The organism is Paenibacillus sp. LHD-117 (genome assembly GCF_030929555.1).
Classification (GTDB): Bacteria; Bacillota; Bacilli; order Paenibacillales; family Paenibacillaceae; genus Pristimantibacillus.
This window is the reverse complement of the sequence record NZ_JAVFVT010000004.1, coordinates 89,396-106,101: the sequence shown is the minus strand read 5'-3', so window position 1 is coordinate 106,101 and position 16,706 is coordinate 89,396. Positions and strand designations below refer to the sequence as shown.

Here is a 16,706-nt window from a genome sequence, read left to right as displayed (position 1 = left end):
ACATACGAGAGGAGCATGTCAATGAGGAAGACGAACAAGCCAAATAAGCCGTCATACAGGCGAATTGCGCTTGTGACGATAGCAATGGCGTTGCTGGCATCGACCTGGACGGCGCAGCCGTCGAGCGCGGCGGTGCCGACTCTGGATAAGATAAGGGTCGCATTATTTCTGCACCTGCCCGGCAAATACGATACGACGACGCCTGCCGCGACGTTCTCGTCGCAAGGGGGCTTAAGCGTCGGCATTCGGGAGCCCGCCGGAGAGCAAGCCTGGTTCGGCGTCCCAGCGGACCAGAGCGCAAGGTTCGGCGCGGACGATTACAAGGCGAAGCTGTACGAGTCGGAGACTTTCGCTGCCGCGCTAGCCGTATATCAATACGTGAAGGCAAGCGGCGGCGCGGCGTTCCTGACGTCGATCCCGACGATCGGCGCGGCGCGGTTCCAAGTCGCTGAAGGTACATACAAAACCGAAGCGGAGGCTGCTGTGGCGCTCGCCCGTTGGACGGGCGACGCCAAGCTGACAGGTTTGCTCGGCGCGTACAAGCCCGCCCTGCAAGGCCCGTTCCATTTGGAGACGGCGCCGTACGGCAGCAAGAAGGACGCGCAGACGGCGGCGGCCGCTTTCGGCGGAGCGGGTCTCGATGCCTTCGTCGCCGTGCGGAGCATCGGAGAGAAAGAAACCTACTCCGTGATGGTAGGCAGCGAGACCGCGCAGGAACGGCTGCCCGCCGTTCAAGCCTCCGCGGCCGCCGTCCCGAACGGCGCGGCGCTCAAAGCCGTCGCCCCTCAGTCCCGTCATATGATCATTCGCAGGGACCATACGGTTGGCGGCAAGGCGAACGCGAGCCACGAGCTGTATCAATTCCCCGGCGGCGGCGACATGAAGGTATGGATCGCGCCGGCAGGCGATGCCGTCATCGGACTCGCTGAGCGAAGCAATCGGACGTATAGGGGAAGCTTCGAGCTTAGCTCGTTTAATGGCAAGCTTGCCGTCATTAACGAGCTGCCGTTCGAGGAATATCTGTATTCCGTCGTGGCGGTCGAGATGTATACATCCTGGCCGCTCGAGGCGCTGAAGGCGCAGGCGGTGGCCGCAAGGTCTTACGCGCTGAACAAAGGTTTCGGTTTCCAAATCGCTCATGTCGTCGATACGACGCTCAGCCAGGCTTATTTCGGCTCGAGCGTGGAGCGCCCGTCCTCGACGGACGCGGTCGAAGCGACGAAAGGTGTCGTAGCTCTTTACAACGGCAAGGTTATCGAAGCGATTTATTCATCGAGCGGAGGCGGCATGACGGCCGATGCTTCCGAAGCGTGGAATAACGCCATCCCGTATTTGCAGCCGGTCGGCAGTCCGGACGATATTTCCGAGGCAGGTCTTCGAAGCTGGTACCGCGTCGTATTGCCAAGCGGCGCGATCGGCTATATTCGCGAGGATCTGGTTGCGGATACGGGCCGAATGACAGAAGCGGGCAGCGCCATATTGGAATCGACCACGGATGCGACGAACATTCGCCGCCATCCGGTCATCCAGGATACGGTGCCCGTCATCGCCCAGATACAGAAAGGCACTACGCTGATCGCGATCGACAAAGTGATCGAGTCCAACCCGATGAGTTGGGAGCGAGGCCCGTTCACGAGCGACGAGCTGCTTACGGTCATGAACGCGAGAGTAAGTCCGAAGGTGACGGGGCCGATTACCTCCCTGGAAGTCGGCAAGCGCGGACCATCCGGCCGCGCAACGGAATTGACGGTGAACGGCGCGAAGCTCGGCGTCTCGTCGCCTGACGCTCTGCGCTCGGCCTTAGGTTACGGCGGATCCCTCCCCAGCACGAAGTTCGACGTGGAAGAGACCGGCAAAGTCGTGATTCGAGGCGCGTCGGGAGCGACGTCGACGAGAACCGACGATTCGAAGAAGCTGTACGTCATGGGCAGCGGGGGCAAATCCGCCGCTTACGCTCAAGACCATCTCTTCGTCCTTGACGGCAAAGGCGAAGTGCGCGCGGCGACAAAGACGCCGGCGTTCGCCTTCTCAGGCACCGGCTACGGGCACGGCGTGGGACTCTCGCAATACGGCGCCTACAGCCTGGCGAAGCAAGGGTATGACTATGAATATATTTTGAAATACTACTATAATGGCATAACATTGGCTAAGGAATGATTACTTCGATATGAACGTAAATTGGTTTGATTTTGAATTGCCCGAACGGCTGATCGCCCAGACGCCGCTCGCGGAGCGAACCGCTTCCAAGCTGCTGATGCTGGACAAGGAATCGGGCGAGATCCGTCACGGCGTTTTCACGGATTTGGAAGGCCGATTAAACGATGGCGACGTGCTTGTCCTGAACAATACGAGAGTGTTGCCCGCCAGATTGGTGGGCGCGAAGCTCGATACCGGGGCGAAGGCGGAGCTGCTGTTGCTGAAGCAACTGGACGGGGACCGCTGGGAGGCGCTCGCCAAACCGGCGAAACGGCTTAAGACGGGAACGGTCGTAGGCTTTGGCGACGATGGGAACGGACAGCCGCTGCTGAAGGCAGAGGTGCTCGCAGAAGGCGATATAGGCGCTCGAGAGATCAGGTTCCTCTATGAAGGGATCTTCCAAGAGCTGCTCGACAAGCTTGGCGAAATGCCGCTTCCTCCTTATATTAAAGAGCGGCTGGAAGAGCGCGAGCGATACCAGACGGTATATTCCAAACATCAAGGATCGGCAGCCGCGCCGACGGCGGGACTACATTTTACGGAAGACTTCCTGGGCAAGCTGCAAGCCAAAGGCGTCAAGCTGGCATACGTTACGCTTCACGTCGGCCTCGGCACGTTCCGTCCGATGTCGGCGGAGCTTGTGGAAGAGCACGAAATGCATGCGGAATATTACGAGCTGGACGAAGAAAACGCGGCCATTCTCCGGGAGGCGAAGGCGGAAGGCAAGCGGATCGCGGCGGTCGGCACGACGTCGGCCCGCACGCTGGAGACGGTGGCGGCCCGATTCGAAGGCGCGGCCATCGAAGCTTGTAGCGGCTGGACGTCGATCTTTATTTATCCCGGCTATTCGTTCAAGCTGGTCGATGCGTTGCTAACGAACTTCCATCTGCCGAAGTCGACGCTTGTCATGCTGGTCAGCGCGCTAGCGGGAAGAGAACATATTATGCGCGCGTACAAAGAAGCGATCGAACGCGAGTACCGGTTCTTCAGCTTCGGCGACGCGATGTTTATCGAATAACGGATGACGTTCGTTCATCTCAAAGAATAGGAAGCGTGTAAAAGTGGCAGTCAAATACGAATTGATCAAACAATGCAAACAATCCGGAGCCCGGCTCGGCCGCGTCCATACGCCGCACGGCGTCATCGAGACGCCGACCTTCATGCCGGTCGGAACGCAAGCAACCGTAAAGACGATGAGCCCCGAAGAGCTGAAGCAGATGGATGCCCATATTATTCTGAGCAATACGTACCATCTGTTCCTCCGTCCCGGTCACGGCATCGTGAAGCAAGCCGGCGGACTTCATAAGTTCATGAACTGGGATCGTCCGATCCTGACGGATAGCGGCGGGTTCCAGGTATTCAGCTTAAGCGAGATGAGGAAAATTTCGGAGGAGGGCGTTCACTTCCGGTCCCATCTGAACGGCGACAAGCTGTTCATCTCGCCCGAGGTCGCGATGGAGATTCAGAACGCGCTCGGCTCCGACATCATGATGGCGTTCGACGAATGTCCGCCTTACCCTGCGGAGTACGAATACGTGAAACAATCGACCGAGCGGACGTCCCGCTGGGCCGAACGATGCCTTGCCGCGCACGCGAGGCCGCATGACCAAGCGCTGTTCGCGATCGTGCAGGGCGGCATGCACAAGGATTTGCGCATACAGAGCGCGAAAGATTTGACTTCCATGGATTTCCCGGGGTATGCTATTGGTGGACTGAGCGTAGGCGAGCCTAAGCATTTGATGTATGATGTGCTCGATTATACGGTGCCCGAGTTGCCCGCCGACAAACCTCGTTATTTGATGGGCGTCGGATCCCCGGACGCGCTTGTGGAAGGCTCGATCCGTGGCATCGACATGTTCGACTGCGTATTGCCGACGCGCATTGCCCGCAATGGGACAACCATGACGAGCAGCGGCAGATTGGTGATCCGCAACGCGAAGTTCGCGGAAGACTTCGGTCCGCTCGATCCGAATTGCTCCTGTTATACGTGCACGAATTATTCCCGGGCCTATATTCGCCATCTTTTGAAAGCGGACGAAACGTTCGGCATTCGCCTCACGACCTATCATAATTTGCATTTCTTGCTCCAGCTTATGCGTGACGTCCGTCAAGCCATCATGGAAGACCGACTGCTCGACTTCCGGGATTCCTTCTTCGAGGCTTACGGGCTGAATGATAACGACAGAGGATTTTGAAAGGGGTGAATTCCATGTCTCAATTACTAGCAGAAGGTGCTGGCGGTTCCCAAAACATTTGGCAGCTGATCTGGCCGTTTATTCTGATGTTCGCAGTATTTTACTTCTTGCTTATTCGTCCGCAACAGAAGAAACAAAAACAACGCAGCTCCATGCTGAACCAAATCAAGAAGGGCGACAAAGTGACGACGATCGGCGGCTTGCACGGCACGATCGTGGAGATGGCCGACGATACGGTCGTTCTGCGCGTCAACGATACGACGAAGATGACGTTCGAGCGCAGCGCGGTTAACGCCGTCGTTAGCTCGGCGCCTGCCGCAACGGAGAAGGAATAATCGCCATAGAAGAACGGCCCGCGGAATATTCCGCGGGCCGTTCTTTTTTGTACACGAATAGAGATTAACTAGACCGTGATCGACCTAAATGAATCAATCAGGCGCGAGATGGCTAACGGAGGCCAAAGCCGTTATTCGATTCAAATCGGCGGTTAACAAATTCTAACGGAGCAGGAGGCCGCTATTGACTGTCAAACGTGGCCATTTCCCTAGAAATCCATCCAATAAGCGCGCGTAACTCCGTTAGATTTTAAAATGAGGCATGAAAGGCAGAATAGCGGCTGTACGCTCCGTTAGCCATCCGTCCGGTTCGACGTACCGTTTAAGGAAGCGCCGAAGTCGCGAAGGTAACGGAATTTAGGGAGGTTTCCTCACCTTTTGAGATTGACGCCGATCATTCCTCCAAAGGCTCCGGCCAGAAGAACCGCTGCCAGCATCAGCAGGCTGTGCCAGGATATAGACGCGTTGGAAGCGAGGAAGCTGACGATGATGACCAGAATGCCGTAAATTCCGCCAAGCAATCCGCCGTTATACCAGCCGCGCCTCTCCGAACGTCTGCCCGAAGAGAAACCTCCCGCCAGCGCGGAAGCGGCATGAACGAGCATCGAGTAGGTTCCCAGCTCGTTTTCTTTCATATTGCCGAAGTGGAGCATGAAGGACAGCAGCAGGGCGCCTGCTGCCAGCCAGATCAAGGAGAATGCGACTCCCGCAAGTAACGGGGGTCCGATTACGGGCGGTTTAGGGGATTGCTTGACGGAGCTCATCCTATTCCTCCATTCGATTCATGGTATTAGTACACCATATGGCCAAGCCGGCCGAAATAGTACAAGGAGTTCATGCGCCCGCCATAGATTTTGCCATATATTCGCGTTCTTTCTTCCGTATGAGGCGATGCCCCAAAGGTGAGAATAGCTGTACGAGCTTGAGCGAAGGCCGGACCGCCCGAGAGCCACCCTCTGGTTATCGCGCGGGCCGAATGAACGGAGGAGGCGCTAACCTTTGGAATTGTGGAGCCTGTTGATCCGGACTACGGTCATTTATTTTGTCGTATTCCTGATTATGCGGTTAATGGGAAAGCGGGAAATCGGCAAACTGTCGGTGCTGGATCTGATCATTTCGGTTATGATCGCCGAGATCGCGGTCATTGTCATAGAAGATGTCGAAAGGCCGATCTGGGATGGGGTCGTCCCGATGGTAGCGCTGCTTGTCATACAGGTCAGCATGGCGCTGCTCGCCATGAGCAATCGAAAAATCCGGTTGTTGTTCGACGGCAAGCCAAGCGTCTTGATCGACAAAGGGAAAATCAACAAGGACGTCATGCGTAAGCAGAGGTATAACTTGGACGATTTGATGCTTCAGCTTCGAGAGAATAAAATAACTTCCGTCGCCGACGTTGAATTCGCCATTCTTGAGACAAGCGGGAAGCTGTCGGTTATTCCGAGGGAAGATGACGATCAATCGAATTCGGAAGAACCCGAGAAATCAACCGCATCCGTTTCGAACCTAATGAGCGTAAAGAACGGTCAAACTCAAAACCCAACGCGAAGCGGGAAAACAAAAATTATACCTTCGGGCTACCGATTCGAAATATTGCCGATTCCGCTTATTATGGACGGCAAGGTGCAGGACGAAAACCTTGCCAAAATCGAGAAGACGCGATTCTGGCTCAAAAATGCGCTGCAAGAGGAAAATGTACATGATTTCAAGGAAGTGTTCCTCTGCACAATCGATCATAAGGGAAAAATATTTGTGGACGTCCATCAGAAAAAATTCACCTAAACCACGCGCCGATCCAAGGGATGCGCGCAATGTCGTGACGATCGATGATTTTCATCCAAATCATGAGCAGCAGATAAAGAATGACGCTAATGAAGCACGCGGACACGAGGGCGATCCATTCCAGCGTCATCGGCATGCGGTGCATGATCCATTGCGCGGCCGCTCCCATGATGACCATGGCTGCGCCTACTTTGACGAAATCAGTGAATTTCATGCGGAAGCCGATAAAACGAAGCACGCTAATGCCGTGCAGAAGCGTCACGAGCACGATATTGACGTTGATCGCGATCAAAGCGCCGTAGATGCCAAGTTCCGGCTTGGACGCCAGCTGCACGATCAGTATAAGCTTCACCGCCGCACCAATGAACGTATTCATGAGCGCCGACCCGGGTTTGTCGAGCGCTTGAAGCGCGGCCTGCAGCGGAGCCTGCAGGTAAATAAATATGCCGATCGGCGCCATAAGCTGAAGCATCGGGGCATATTCCTCATGCGCATAAATGATGCGGCACAGCGGCTCGGCGAACAAACTCATGACGACGACGAACGGTGCGCCGGATACAAGAGCGATCCGCATCGATTGATGCATCCTTTTCTGAATCAGCGCCTTGTCGCCGCGCGCGGCGGCTTCCGACAACGACGGTACGAGCGATACGGCCAGCGAATAAGTTAATGCCGTGGGAAGCAGCAGCAGCGGAATGATCATGCCTTGCAGCGCCCCGTATTGCGCAGTGGCAATGCCGGTTACGATCCCTGCCGCGGCCAGGCTTTTGGCGGTGAAGATCGACTCCAGCAAATAGGATAACGAACCGACCAGCTTGCTACCCGTAACCGGAAGGGATAAACCAAGCAGCCGCTTCAGGACCGGCTCGCTGCCGACAGCGCCCTTCTTGACGCTGTTCGTTCCTTTGCCCATATTCTCGGCGGTTCCCGGTTCGTCCCTATCGGCTACTGTCTTCCTCGATTTACGATCTTCCTTGCGTCTTCGAAAATTCCACAACAGCACGGCTAATCCCCCGAGCTCTCCCGCGACAACGCCAAGCATGGCGCCGGCTGCCGCCCATTCGAGACCGTATGGCAGCAGCATGTAGGCGAAGACGAGCGAAGCGATAATCCGGATGATCGTCTCGAGCGTCTGGGACAGAGCGCCAGGAATCATGTTTTGTTTGCCTTGGAAGTATCCGCGGTATACGGAAGAAACGCCTATGATCAGAAGCAGGGGCGTCATCATGAGGAAAGTGCGATAGACTCGCGTGTCCGGCAGCAGATAGCGGATAATGTAAGGAGCGAAGAGCAGCATGGCTATCGTCAGCACGACAGCGACGGCTACCGTCAGTAACATGGCAGTGCGGAAAATATGATTGGCGCGGCGGGTGTCGCCTGTCGATTCCGCCTCCGCGATCCACTTGGCGATCGCAAGCGGAATGCCTCCGGTGATGATGGTCAGCATGACGATGAGGAACGGGTAGGACAATTGATAGAGCCCCACGCCTTCCGCGCCGATGATCCGCGGGAGCGTAATCCGCGGAACGAAGCCAAGTATCCGGTTCACGATGCCGGCGGCGAGCAGGATCATGGCTCCTTTTATAAAGGTTTGTTTCGTCATGGCTAGCAACTCAACTCCTTCGGTTTGGACCTTGCCGCATTGCTTGTACCCATATCATTATCTTTATGCGTGGCATGTCCACTTCCATGTCTGCCAATTTTGTTCACTCGCGTCCCGGCAGGAGAATGGAGAGCGGCATCGAATACATAGGAAGTAAGGTGAAACGGCTGTCACAGTCCTCTAGCGGAGAAGCGCGTTTCATTCCGAGAATTCTAAGCATGGATAAGGTGCAAAACTTATAAATTCTTAGAATTTACGGAAGACGGATACGGATACGGGAGGTTAGCCATGGCGGATGAAGAGCTTAACGCAATGATCGAAGAGTTGTGTCTCAGCAAAGCGGAGGAATTCCGGCTCATCGGCTACGAGCACGTTACGGGCAAGGAAGTTTGGGAATGCGTCAGCGCGGGTTACGTTAAGACGGGCCAGCCGGGTTTGCACAAGATGGTCAACGACATCCTGTCGCTGAAGGTCACGCAATTCATGAACCATATGACGCTTAGCGCGTATAAGGGAACCTCGTTCTAACGGAGAGGTTCTTTCTTTTTGACTCGTTTTTGCGCCATCTGTATAATGGGAATATTGAGATCATAAGGAGGATTCAGTCGTATGTTCGGGAAGAGAATAGTAGCCTTCCTCATGGTCGTGGTCGTCGCGTTCGCCGTGATGGCGGGGACAAGCCCTTGGCTGCTGAAAGGCGTCAAGCTAGGCCTTGATTTGAAAGGCGGCTTCGAGGTGCTTTACGAAGCGGTGCCGTTCGAAGGCGGTGCGGCGGTAACGCCGGAGAGCTTGAAGCAAACGGCGCAAAGCTTGCAGGATCGGGTGGACGCACAAGGTCTTGTAGAGCCGGAGATTACGACGGAGGGCGAGAACCGCATCCGCGTCAAGCTGCCTGGCATCGAGGACGAGACGGCGGTTCGGGAATTGCTTGCGAAACCGATCAACCTTACATTCAGATCGCCGGAAGGCGAAATCATGCTGAACGGAACGGACTTCGTGGAGAATGCGGCGGGGCTGGAATTTAACGAGCTGAATCAGCCGGTCGTCACGATCAAGCTGAAAGACGCGAAGAAGTTCGAGGAAGTAACGACCAAGCTGGTAGGCAAAACGATGTCGATCTATCTGGACGAAGAAGAGATTTCGAGTCCGATGGTCAATCAAGTAATCGCCAGCGACAGCGCGGTCATCGAGATGGGCAATTCCTCCACCGAGGAGGCGAGGGAATTGCGCGACCTCATCAACATGGGTTCTTTGCCGCTTAAGCTGGAAGAGAAGTATACGCAGAGCGTCGGTGCCAAGCTCGGGATGGAATCCCTCAAGGATACCGTCACGGCCGGCATACTGGGCTCGCTGATCGTCCTCGTGTTTATGGTCATCGTCTACCGCGTGCCGGGCTTCGTGGCGGCGATTACGATCATTACGTACGCTTGGATGCTTATTCTCGTGCAGAATTTGATGAATGCGACGCTGACGCTTCCGGGCATCGCGGCCTTCGTGCTCGGCGTCGGGCTGGCGGTCGACGCCAATATCATTACCGCTGAGCGGATCAAGGAAGAAATCCGGACGGGCAAGAGCATGCTGTCTTCCCTGAAGGCCGGTTCCAAAAACTCGTTCAGAACGGTTATGGACGCCAACATTACAGGGATCATCGCAAGTACCGTTTTGTTCTTCATCGGCGACGGCGCCATCAAAGGGTTTGCGCTTACGATGATTTTCAGTATTCTGGTCAGCATCGTCACGAATATTTATTTCGCGCGTTTCCTCTTGGATTTGCTCGTACGAAGCAACCGGTTCTTGAAACCAAGCTACTACGGCGTGAAGGAGAGTGAAATCCGTGAACTTTGATACTAAAATCCGGTACGACATCATCAAAAACCGGAACAAATTTTTTATCTTTCCCATCGCGCTAACGCTCGCGGGCATCATTTCCTTGCTTTTGTTCCAACTCAATTTCGGCGTCGACTTCAAAGCCGGAACAAACATGGACGTCTCGATGGGCAAATCGGTTACCCAGCAGGACGTGAAGGCAACGATGGACGCGGCCGGCTTTCCCGATGAAACGCCGACCGTAGGCGGCGCGAACAACGACCGGGTAACGATCCGCTTCAACGATATTCTGAATCAAGAGCAATCGTCCAAAGTGCTCGCGGCTCTGAAAGCGAAATACGGCGAGGAGATTTCGGCCGAGGTTAACGTCGTGTCCCCCGAGCTTGCGCAAGAGCTGGGAATCAAGACGATCTGGGCGATCCTGATCGCCAGCCTAGGGATTATGCTTTACGTCATGATCCGTTTCGAGTGGCGCTTCGCGCTCGCTTCGAATATTTCTATTTTGTACGACAGCTTCGTCGTTATCGCGGTGTTTTCGATCTTCCGCTTCGAGGTGGATCTTCCGTTTATCGCGGCGGTGCTGACGACGCTAGGCTACTCGATCAACGACAAAATCGTCATTTTCGACCGGATCCGTGAGAATATGCGATTCTCCCAAATCAAGAACGAAGAACAGCTGGCCCATCTCGTCAACGCCAGCATCTGGCAGACGATGGCCCGTAATATGTATACGGTCTTGACGGTCGTTATCGTGACGACATGTATTTTCTTGCTGGGCAGTCCTTCGATCAAAATGTTTTCGCTTGCCCTGCTTGTCGGTCTCGTCAGCGGCGCGTATTCGACGATATTCATCGCGAGCCCGCTGTGGTTCCTCTTCAAGCGTAGAGAGAAACCAAAGCAGAAAGCTGCAGCGAAGACGGCTCCTTAATCATCACTTTTAGGCAATACGCTTGCGATACAGGAGGTACATGGAACACATGTCAACCAGAGAGCGAGAGGGCGGCAGACGGCCCGTCGGCAAGAAACGCTTATGGGATCACGTGACGAACGTTCTGTTTCGTGGCATCGGGAAAGGCGGAATGGACCGGAAGCGGGAGGAATCGGCGGAAGAACTCATGCAAGTCGTTCAACGCGTCGAGGGCGTCGTGACGGTCCAGTCGCTTCGGGCAAGGGAACAAGGGCATTATGTCGTGGCCGAAATCGTGATTAGCGTAAATCCTAGAATAACGGTGCTGGAAGGGCAAGACATTGCGAAAAGAGTTAAGCTTCTGCTCATGCACCGATTCCTGCACTTATCCGAAGTTATGATTTACGTTGAGCCTTATGATCCCGGGTATCCATACAAATCCAATCACGACCCTAATCAGGAGCAGATGCCCACACTGCTGCAATAGGCATTAGACAGCAGGAAGGAGAAGAAACCTGATGATTACGAGAAAGACCCGCTGGCAATTGGCGGAATGGAATGAAACCAGCGAAGCGAAGGCACGCCGGCTCTGCGAGGAGCTCGGCGTGCCTCCTCTTGTGGGTAGGCTGCTTGTCCAGCGCGGGTACGCAGATAGCGAAAGCGCAAGCCGGTTTCTGCACGGCAATTCGGATCATCTCCATGATCCTTATCTCCTGCACGGCATGGACGCCGCCGTGAAGCGCATACGGGAAGCTCGCGAACGCGGCGAAAAGGTCCGCATATACGGCGACTACGACGCTGACGGCGTATCCAGCACTTCGCTGTTATGTCATGTTTTTCGTGCGGTAGGCCTTATTTACGATTATTACATTCCTCACCGAGCGCTCGAAGGATATGGCTTAAACAAAGGAGCGATCAAGCTTGCGGCAGACGAAGGCGTGACGTTGATCGTGACCGTCGATACCGGGATCAGCGCGTATGAAGAAGTGGAATACGCCAAATCCTGCGGTATTGATATCGTCGTGACGGACCACCACGAACCGCCGGATCGCATACCGGAAGCGGTTGCGGTCGTGAATCCGAAGCAGGAGCATTGCCCTTATCCGTTCAAAGGACTGGCCGGCGTTGGCGTTGCGTTCAAACTCGCTACCGCGTTGATAGAGCGTCCTCCGCTTGAGTGGGCGGATATCGTCAGCCTTGGAACGATCGCGGATCTGATGCCTCTCCTGGACGAGAATCGCATTCTGGTCAAATACGGGCTGGAGCGGATGCGGAAGGAGGCGAGCATCGGCTTCCGCGCGCTCGCAGAAGCCGCAGGCCTTGAGCTTGATGCACTCACGTCGACGGGAATCGCGTTCGGAATGGCTCCGAGGATTAACGCGGCCGGCAGGCTGGACCACGCGAAGCGAGCGGTCGAGCTGCTTACGACGAACGATTACGACACCGCGATTCTTGCCGCGATCGGGCTGGACAGCTTGAACAAGGAACGTCAGCGCATCGTCGACGACATCGTGAAGGAAGCGGAAGCGGGATGGCTCGCGAAACGCGAAGCGGCGGCTGCGAACGGCGCCTCGGAACCGTCCGTCATCTTGCTCGCCGGCGAAGGTTGGAACGTAGGCGTCATCGGGATCGTCGCTTCCAAAATTCTCGAGCGTTATTACAAGCCGGTCATCGTCTTTGGCATCGATGCGGAGACGGGGATGTGCAAAGGCTCGGCCCGATCCATCGAAGGGTTCGATCTGCACGCCGCGCTTACGGAATGCGAAGCGCTGCTCGACCATTACGGCGGCCATCAAGCCGCAGCCGGCATGAGCTTGCATCGCGACAACCTGGAACTACTGGAGCTTCGCATGTCAACGCTCGCGGCGGAGCGCCTAAGCGATGACGACTGGATACCGAAGTCCGCCATCGATCTCCGGTGCGGACTTCGGGACGCGACGCTGGAGACCATCTCCCAGCTAGCCCTGTTAGAGCCGTTCGGCGTCGGCAATCCTTCTCCGCGCCTCTTGTTCGATCAGGTTGGCGTCGCGGACAAGCGGGCGATCGGCAAGGAATCGAAACATCTGAAGCTGTCTCTCGGCAGCGGCAGATCCGGACTGGACGCGATCGGCTTCGGCATGGGGCAGGCGGCGGGATCGCTTGTTCATGGCTGCCTGATCGATCTGGTCGGCGAGCTGTCCATCAACGAATGGAATGGGCAGCGGAAGCCGCAGCTTCAGCTCCATGATGTTCATTACGAACGCGCGCTGCCGGAACGTTTCCCCGAACGGGAGCAGTTCGGCGCGGTTTATCAGCAGCTTAGGAGGCTGAAGGAAGCGCCGGAGCGCGGACTGGCCGAGAAACTTGCGGCCGGCTGCGGCTTGACGGTTAGCGCGGTTCAGCTTATGCTTGACGTATTCGATGAGCTGGGCTTTATCGCGATCCGAGGCGGCTACGTAACCGTCGCGGCTGCGCCCGCAAAGCGGGAGCTGGCTTCGTCCGAGCGCTACCAATCGGAATTGCGGCGTTATCAAGCCGCGCATTCGCCCGCTTAGCGGGTGTATCGGAAGCGAATCGGCAAATCGATATATGGATGATGAAATTTAACTGCGATAAGCATGTTTAGCGAGAAAGGATTGACCACCTGTGTCCAAAACAATTTACAACTTCAAAGACTATATTCGGGTAATTCCCGACTTCCCGCAGCCGGGCATCCGGTTCAAGGATATTACGACCTTGCTCAAGGACGGAGGCGCGTACCGCGCGGTTATCGAGGAGATGCGCGCGGCCGTCGAACATCTGAACATTGACGTCGTGGCCGGACCCGAAGCACGCGGCTTCGTTGTCGGGGCTCCGCTCGCGATCGCGCTTGGCGTTGGTTTCGCGCCGATCCGCAAGAGCGGCAAGCTGCCGGGTGCGACCATTACGGCTAATTACGATTTGGAGTACGGCAAGGATCAATTGGCGATGCACACGGATGCCATTACGCCCGGCCAACGCGTTCTGATCGCAGACGACCTGCTCGCGACAGGCGGCACGATCGCGACATCCATCAATCTGATCAAGCAATTAGGCGGTGAAGTCGTCGGAGCCGCATTCCTGATCGAATTGGCTTATTTGACGGGACGCACCAAGCTGGAAGGCATCGACGTCTTCTCGCTAATGACGTACGAATAAGAACGATCGCGCTATTAGTAGCGGCAACATATCCAAAAGGAACCTCTTCGCAAGGAAATGCCGGGTTTAACCCCCTTCTTCCGACGCGGGGCGGTTTCTTTTTTTTGAATCTTCAGCTCTGCGCGGTCGATTTTCTAAGCCGGAAGTTGACGCGGCGGGACTGTTAAAGGCATAATATTAGAAAACTCACATTAGAAAACTCGGAAATTTAGCCGAACTTTGGCGATAACCGTCAGCGCTTGACATAGACGCAGGTTAGGGCTTTAGCCATACTTGGCTACCACTTATTCGAGAATCGGCTTGAGGGCTCGTCCGCGTAGGACGGAGCCGCCGTTTCTTTTTGGGAAGGGACGTTTCATGGGCATAGAGCAATTACTTGAGAAGGCATCCGCGTATATGAAGGAGCAGGACCTCGAACGCATCAAGGAAGCCTACGACTTCGCGGAGCAGGCCCATCATGGACAAGTGCGGAAGTCGGGGGAACCTTATATTTTGCATCCGGTCACGGTCGCGGATATATTGGTGGATATGGGCATGGACGTGCTGTCGATTATCGCGGCGCTTCTTCATGACGTCGTCGAAGACACCACGGTGGATTTGCAGACCGTCCGCGCGAAATTTGGCGAAACATGCGCCATGCTCGTGGACGGACTGACGAAGCTGGAGAAAATCCGGTTCCAGTCCAAGGAAGAGCAGCAGAACGAAAACTACCGCAAAATGTTCGTCGCCATGGCCCAAGACATCCGCGTCATTCTCATCAAACTGGCGGACCGCCTTCACAATATGCGAACGCTCAAGTATCAGTCGGAGGAATCGCAGCGGCGAATCGCTTACGAGACGCTTGAAATTTTTTGCCCGATCGCGCATCGGCTCGGCATTTCGGCGATCAAGTGGGAGATGGAGGACATTGCGCTCCGTTACCTGAACCCGCAGCAATATTACCGCATCGCGAATCTCATGAAGAAAAAACGCGCCGAGCGCGAGCAGTTTATCGACGACGTTATTACCCGGATCCGGGAGAAGCTCGAGGAGATGGGCATCGAAGGCGATATTTCCGGTCGACCCAAACATTTATACAGCATTTATAAAAAAATGACGACGCGTAACAAGCAGTTCAACGAAATATACGACCTGCTCGCCATTCGCATCATCGTAGAAAATATTAAAGACTGTTACGCCACGTTAGGCATCATCCATACTTTATGGAAGCCGATGCCCGGCCGGTTCAAGGATTACGTCGCCATGCCGAAGGCGAACATGTACCAATCGCTCCATACGACCGTGATCGGTCCGAACGGTGAACCTACGGAAGTTCAGATCCGGACCTGGGAGATGCACCGCACTTCGGAGTACGGCATCGCGGCCCATTGGGCGTACAAGGAAGGCATGGTCGTGCCGGACGGCAATTTCGAGGACAAAATGTCGTGGTTCCGCGAAATTCTCGAGCTTCAGCAGGAAGCCCGCGACGCGTCGGAATTTATGGAATCGCTGAAAATGGATTTTTTCGCCGACTTGGTGTTTGTCTTCACGCCGAGCGGGGAAGTCATCGAGCTGCCGGCAGGTTCCGTTCCGCTGGACTTTGCGTACCGGATTCATACGGAGGTCGGCAACCGGACGATCGGCGCCAAAGTGAACGGCCGGATCGTTCCGCTTGACCACAAGCTGAAGACCGGGGATATCGTCGAAATTCTAACGTCGAAACATTCGTACGGGCCGAGCCAGGATTGGGTCAAGATCGCCCAGTCGTCGCATGCCCGCAGCAAGATCCGCCAATGGTTCAAGAAGGAGAAGCGGGAAGAGAACGTGGCCAAGGGCCGCGAGATGCTGGAGCGCGAGCTGAAGCGTCTCGGACTTGAGCCGTCCGCTTGGATGAGCGACGACAAGCTGCAGGAAGCGGCCGCGAAATATACGTTCAACGACATCGAAGACATGATGTCCGCGATCGGCTTCGGCGGCATTACGGCGGCGCAGATCTGCACGAAGCTGACCGAGAAGATGCGCAAGGAAGCGGAAGAAGCCAACCAGATCGAGCTGACCGGCGAGCTGAAGGAAATCAAAGCTTCGGCTCCGGGCAAGAAGAGCAGGCCGAATCACGGCGTGACCGTGAAGGGCGTCGACAATCTGCTCGTCCGGTTCGCCCGCTGCTGCAACCCGGTTCCGGGGGATGCGATCGTCGGTTACATTACGCGCGGTCGCGGCGTGTCCGTACATCGAATGGACTGCTTGAACATCCCGTTCGGCGCGGACGGCGAAGAAGCGGAACGCGTCATCGAGGTGGAGTGGGAAGATTCGATCGAGGCCAATTACAGCGTCGACATCGAAATTACCGGCCACGACCGCAGAGGCCTCTTGAACGAAGTGCTGCAAGCCGTGTCCGAGAGCAAAACGAATATAAGCGCCGTAACGGGACGTTCCGTGAAAAACAAAATGGCGCTTATTCATATGACGGTGCTCATTCGCAATATCGATCACCTGTCGGCGGTCGTGGAGAAGATCAAGCGGGTACAGGATATTTATTCCGTGCAGCGCATTATGCAATAATTGCGGGTTCAAAAAATCCGATTTTCAGCACCGAGAAGATTGGATGAAGCTAGGAAATGAGGTGCGGAGCGTAGTGGAACTACGTGAGCACCTGCAATGTTTCCGGAGGAAACATACTTCGAAAGCATATGCTTAGTTCCGGCTGAATTCAAGATTCGATGTCGAAT

Annotated in this window: 14 protein-coding genes; 12 read left to right on the top strand and 2 right to left on the bottom strand. The window is 55.5% G+C overall.

Going from position 1 to position 16,706, the window contains the following annotated elements; genetic code table 11:
• Positions 1-21: 21 nt before the first annotated feature.
• Genes RB620_RS04055 through yajC form a run of 4 tightly spaced genes read left to right on the top strand, consistent with a single transcriptional unit; the run spans position 22 to position 4,726 of the window.
• Entirely contained in the window at positions 22-2,157 is a 2,136-nt protein-coding gene (locus tag RB620_RS04055; protein ID WP_308092247.1) for a SpoIID/LytB domain-containing protein, read from the top strand.
• Between the two features lie 10 nt (positions 2,158-2,167).
• Positions 2,168-3,214: a tRNA preQ1(34) S-adenosylmethionine ribosyltransferase-isomerase QueA gene (gene queA / locus RB620_RS04050; RefSeq protein WP_308092246.1), complete on the top strand. Its 1,047-nt coding sequence runs from the start codon at positions 2,168-2,170 to the stop codon at positions 3,212-3,214.
• 43 nt (positions 3,215-3,257) lie between these two features.
• Positions 3,258-4,391, top strand: coding sequence for a tRNA guanosine(34) transglycosylase Tgt (gene tgt, locus RB620_RS04045; RefSeq protein ID WP_308092245.1), 1,134 nt, complete (start codon positions 3,258-3,260; stop codon positions 4,389-4,391).
• Positions 4,392-4,405: 14 nt separating this feature from the next.
• Positions 4,406-4,726 (top strand): preprotein translocase subunit YajC, encoded by a 321-nt coding sequence (gene yajC, locus RB620_RS04040; RefSeq protein WP_308092244.1) that lies wholly within the window; start codon positions 4,406-4,408, stop codon positions 4,724-4,726.
• Positions 4,727-5,097: 371 nt separating this feature from the next.
• Here the strand turns inward: yajC and RB620_RS04035 are convergent, their stop codons facing one another.
• The gene (locus RB620_RS04035; protein ID WP_308092243.1) at positions 5,098-5,490 is read right to left on the bottom strand and encodes a TIGR04086 family membrane protein; all 393 of its coding nucleotides are present in this window, start codon (positions 5,488-5,490) and stop codon (positions 5,098-5,100) included.
• A 235-nt stretch (positions 5,491-5,725) separates the two neighbouring features.
• On the opposite strand from RB620_RS04035, the gene RB620_RS04030 reads away from it, so the two are divergent.
• Entirely contained in the window at positions 5,726-6,505 is a 780-nt protein-coding gene (locus RB620_RS04030) for a YetF domain-containing protein (protein ID WP_308092242.1), read from the top strand.
• Here RB620_RS04030 and spoVB read toward each other — a convergent pair.
• Complete coding sequence (spoVB, locus tag RB620_RS04025; protein ID WP_308092241.1) at positions 6,498-8,108, bottom strand: stage V sporulation protein B; 1,611 nt, start codon at positions 8,106-8,108, stop codon at positions 6,498-6,500. The two genes, RB620_RS04030 and spoVB, sit on opposite strands and share 8 nt — an antisense overlap.
• A 288-nt stretch (positions 8,109-8,396) precedes the next feature.
• Here spoVB and RB620_RS04020 point away from each other — a divergent pair, with 288 nt between their 5' ends.
• The 7 genes from RB620_RS04020 (at position 8,397) to RB620_RS03990 (ending at position 16,539) form a co-directional block, all read left to right on the top strand.
• Positions 8,397-8,636, top strand: a complete 240-nt coding sequence (locus RB620_RS04020) for a post-transcriptional regulator (RefSeq protein ID WP_308092240.1) — start codon at positions 8,397-8,399, stop codon at positions 8,634-8,636.
• 81 nt (positions 8,637-8,717) lie between these two features.
• Positions 8,718-9,953, top strand: a complete 1,236-nt coding sequence (gene secD / locus RB620_RS04015) for a protein translocase subunit SecD (RefSeq protein WP_308092239.1) — start codon at positions 8,718-8,720, stop codon at positions 9,951-9,953.
• The gene (gene secF, locus RB620_RS04010) at positions 9,943-10,863 is read left to right on the top strand and encodes a protein translocase subunit SecF (RefSeq protein ID WP_308092238.1); all 921 of its coding nucleotides are present in this window, start codon (positions 9,943-9,945) and stop codon (positions 10,861-10,863) included. Before secD ends, secF begins: the two co-directional genes overlap by 11 nt.
• A 49-nt stretch (positions 10,864-10,912) precedes the next feature.
• Positions 10,913-11,329: a cation transporter dimerization domain-containing protein gene (locus RB620_RS04005; RefSeq protein WP_308092237.1), complete on the top strand. Its 417-nt coding sequence runs from the start codon at positions 10,913-10,915 to the stop codon at positions 11,327-11,329.
• 31 nt (positions 11,330-11,360) lie between these two features.
• Positions 11,361-13,376 carry a single-stranded-DNA-specific exonuclease RecJ gene (gene recJ, locus RB620_RS04000; protein WP_308092236.1) on the top strand — a complete coding sequence of 672 codons (2,016 nt, stop codon included), beginning with the start codon at positions 11,361-11,363 and terminating at the stop codon, positions 13,374-13,376.
• Positions 13,377-13,467: 91 nt separating this feature from the next.
• The gene (locus RB620_RS03995) at positions 13,468-13,998 is read left to right on the top strand and encodes an adenine phosphoribosyltransferase (protein WP_308092235.1); all 531 of its coding nucleotides are present in this window, start codon (positions 13,468-13,470) and stop codon (positions 13,996-13,998) included.
• A 357-nt stretch (positions 13,999-14,355) separates the two neighbouring features.
• Complete coding sequence (locus RB620_RS03990) at positions 14,356-16,539, top strand: RelA/SpoT family protein (protein ID WP_308092234.1); 2,184 nt, start codon at positions 14,356-14,358, stop codon at positions 16,537-16,539.
• Positions 16,540-16,706: the final 167 nt, after the last annotated feature.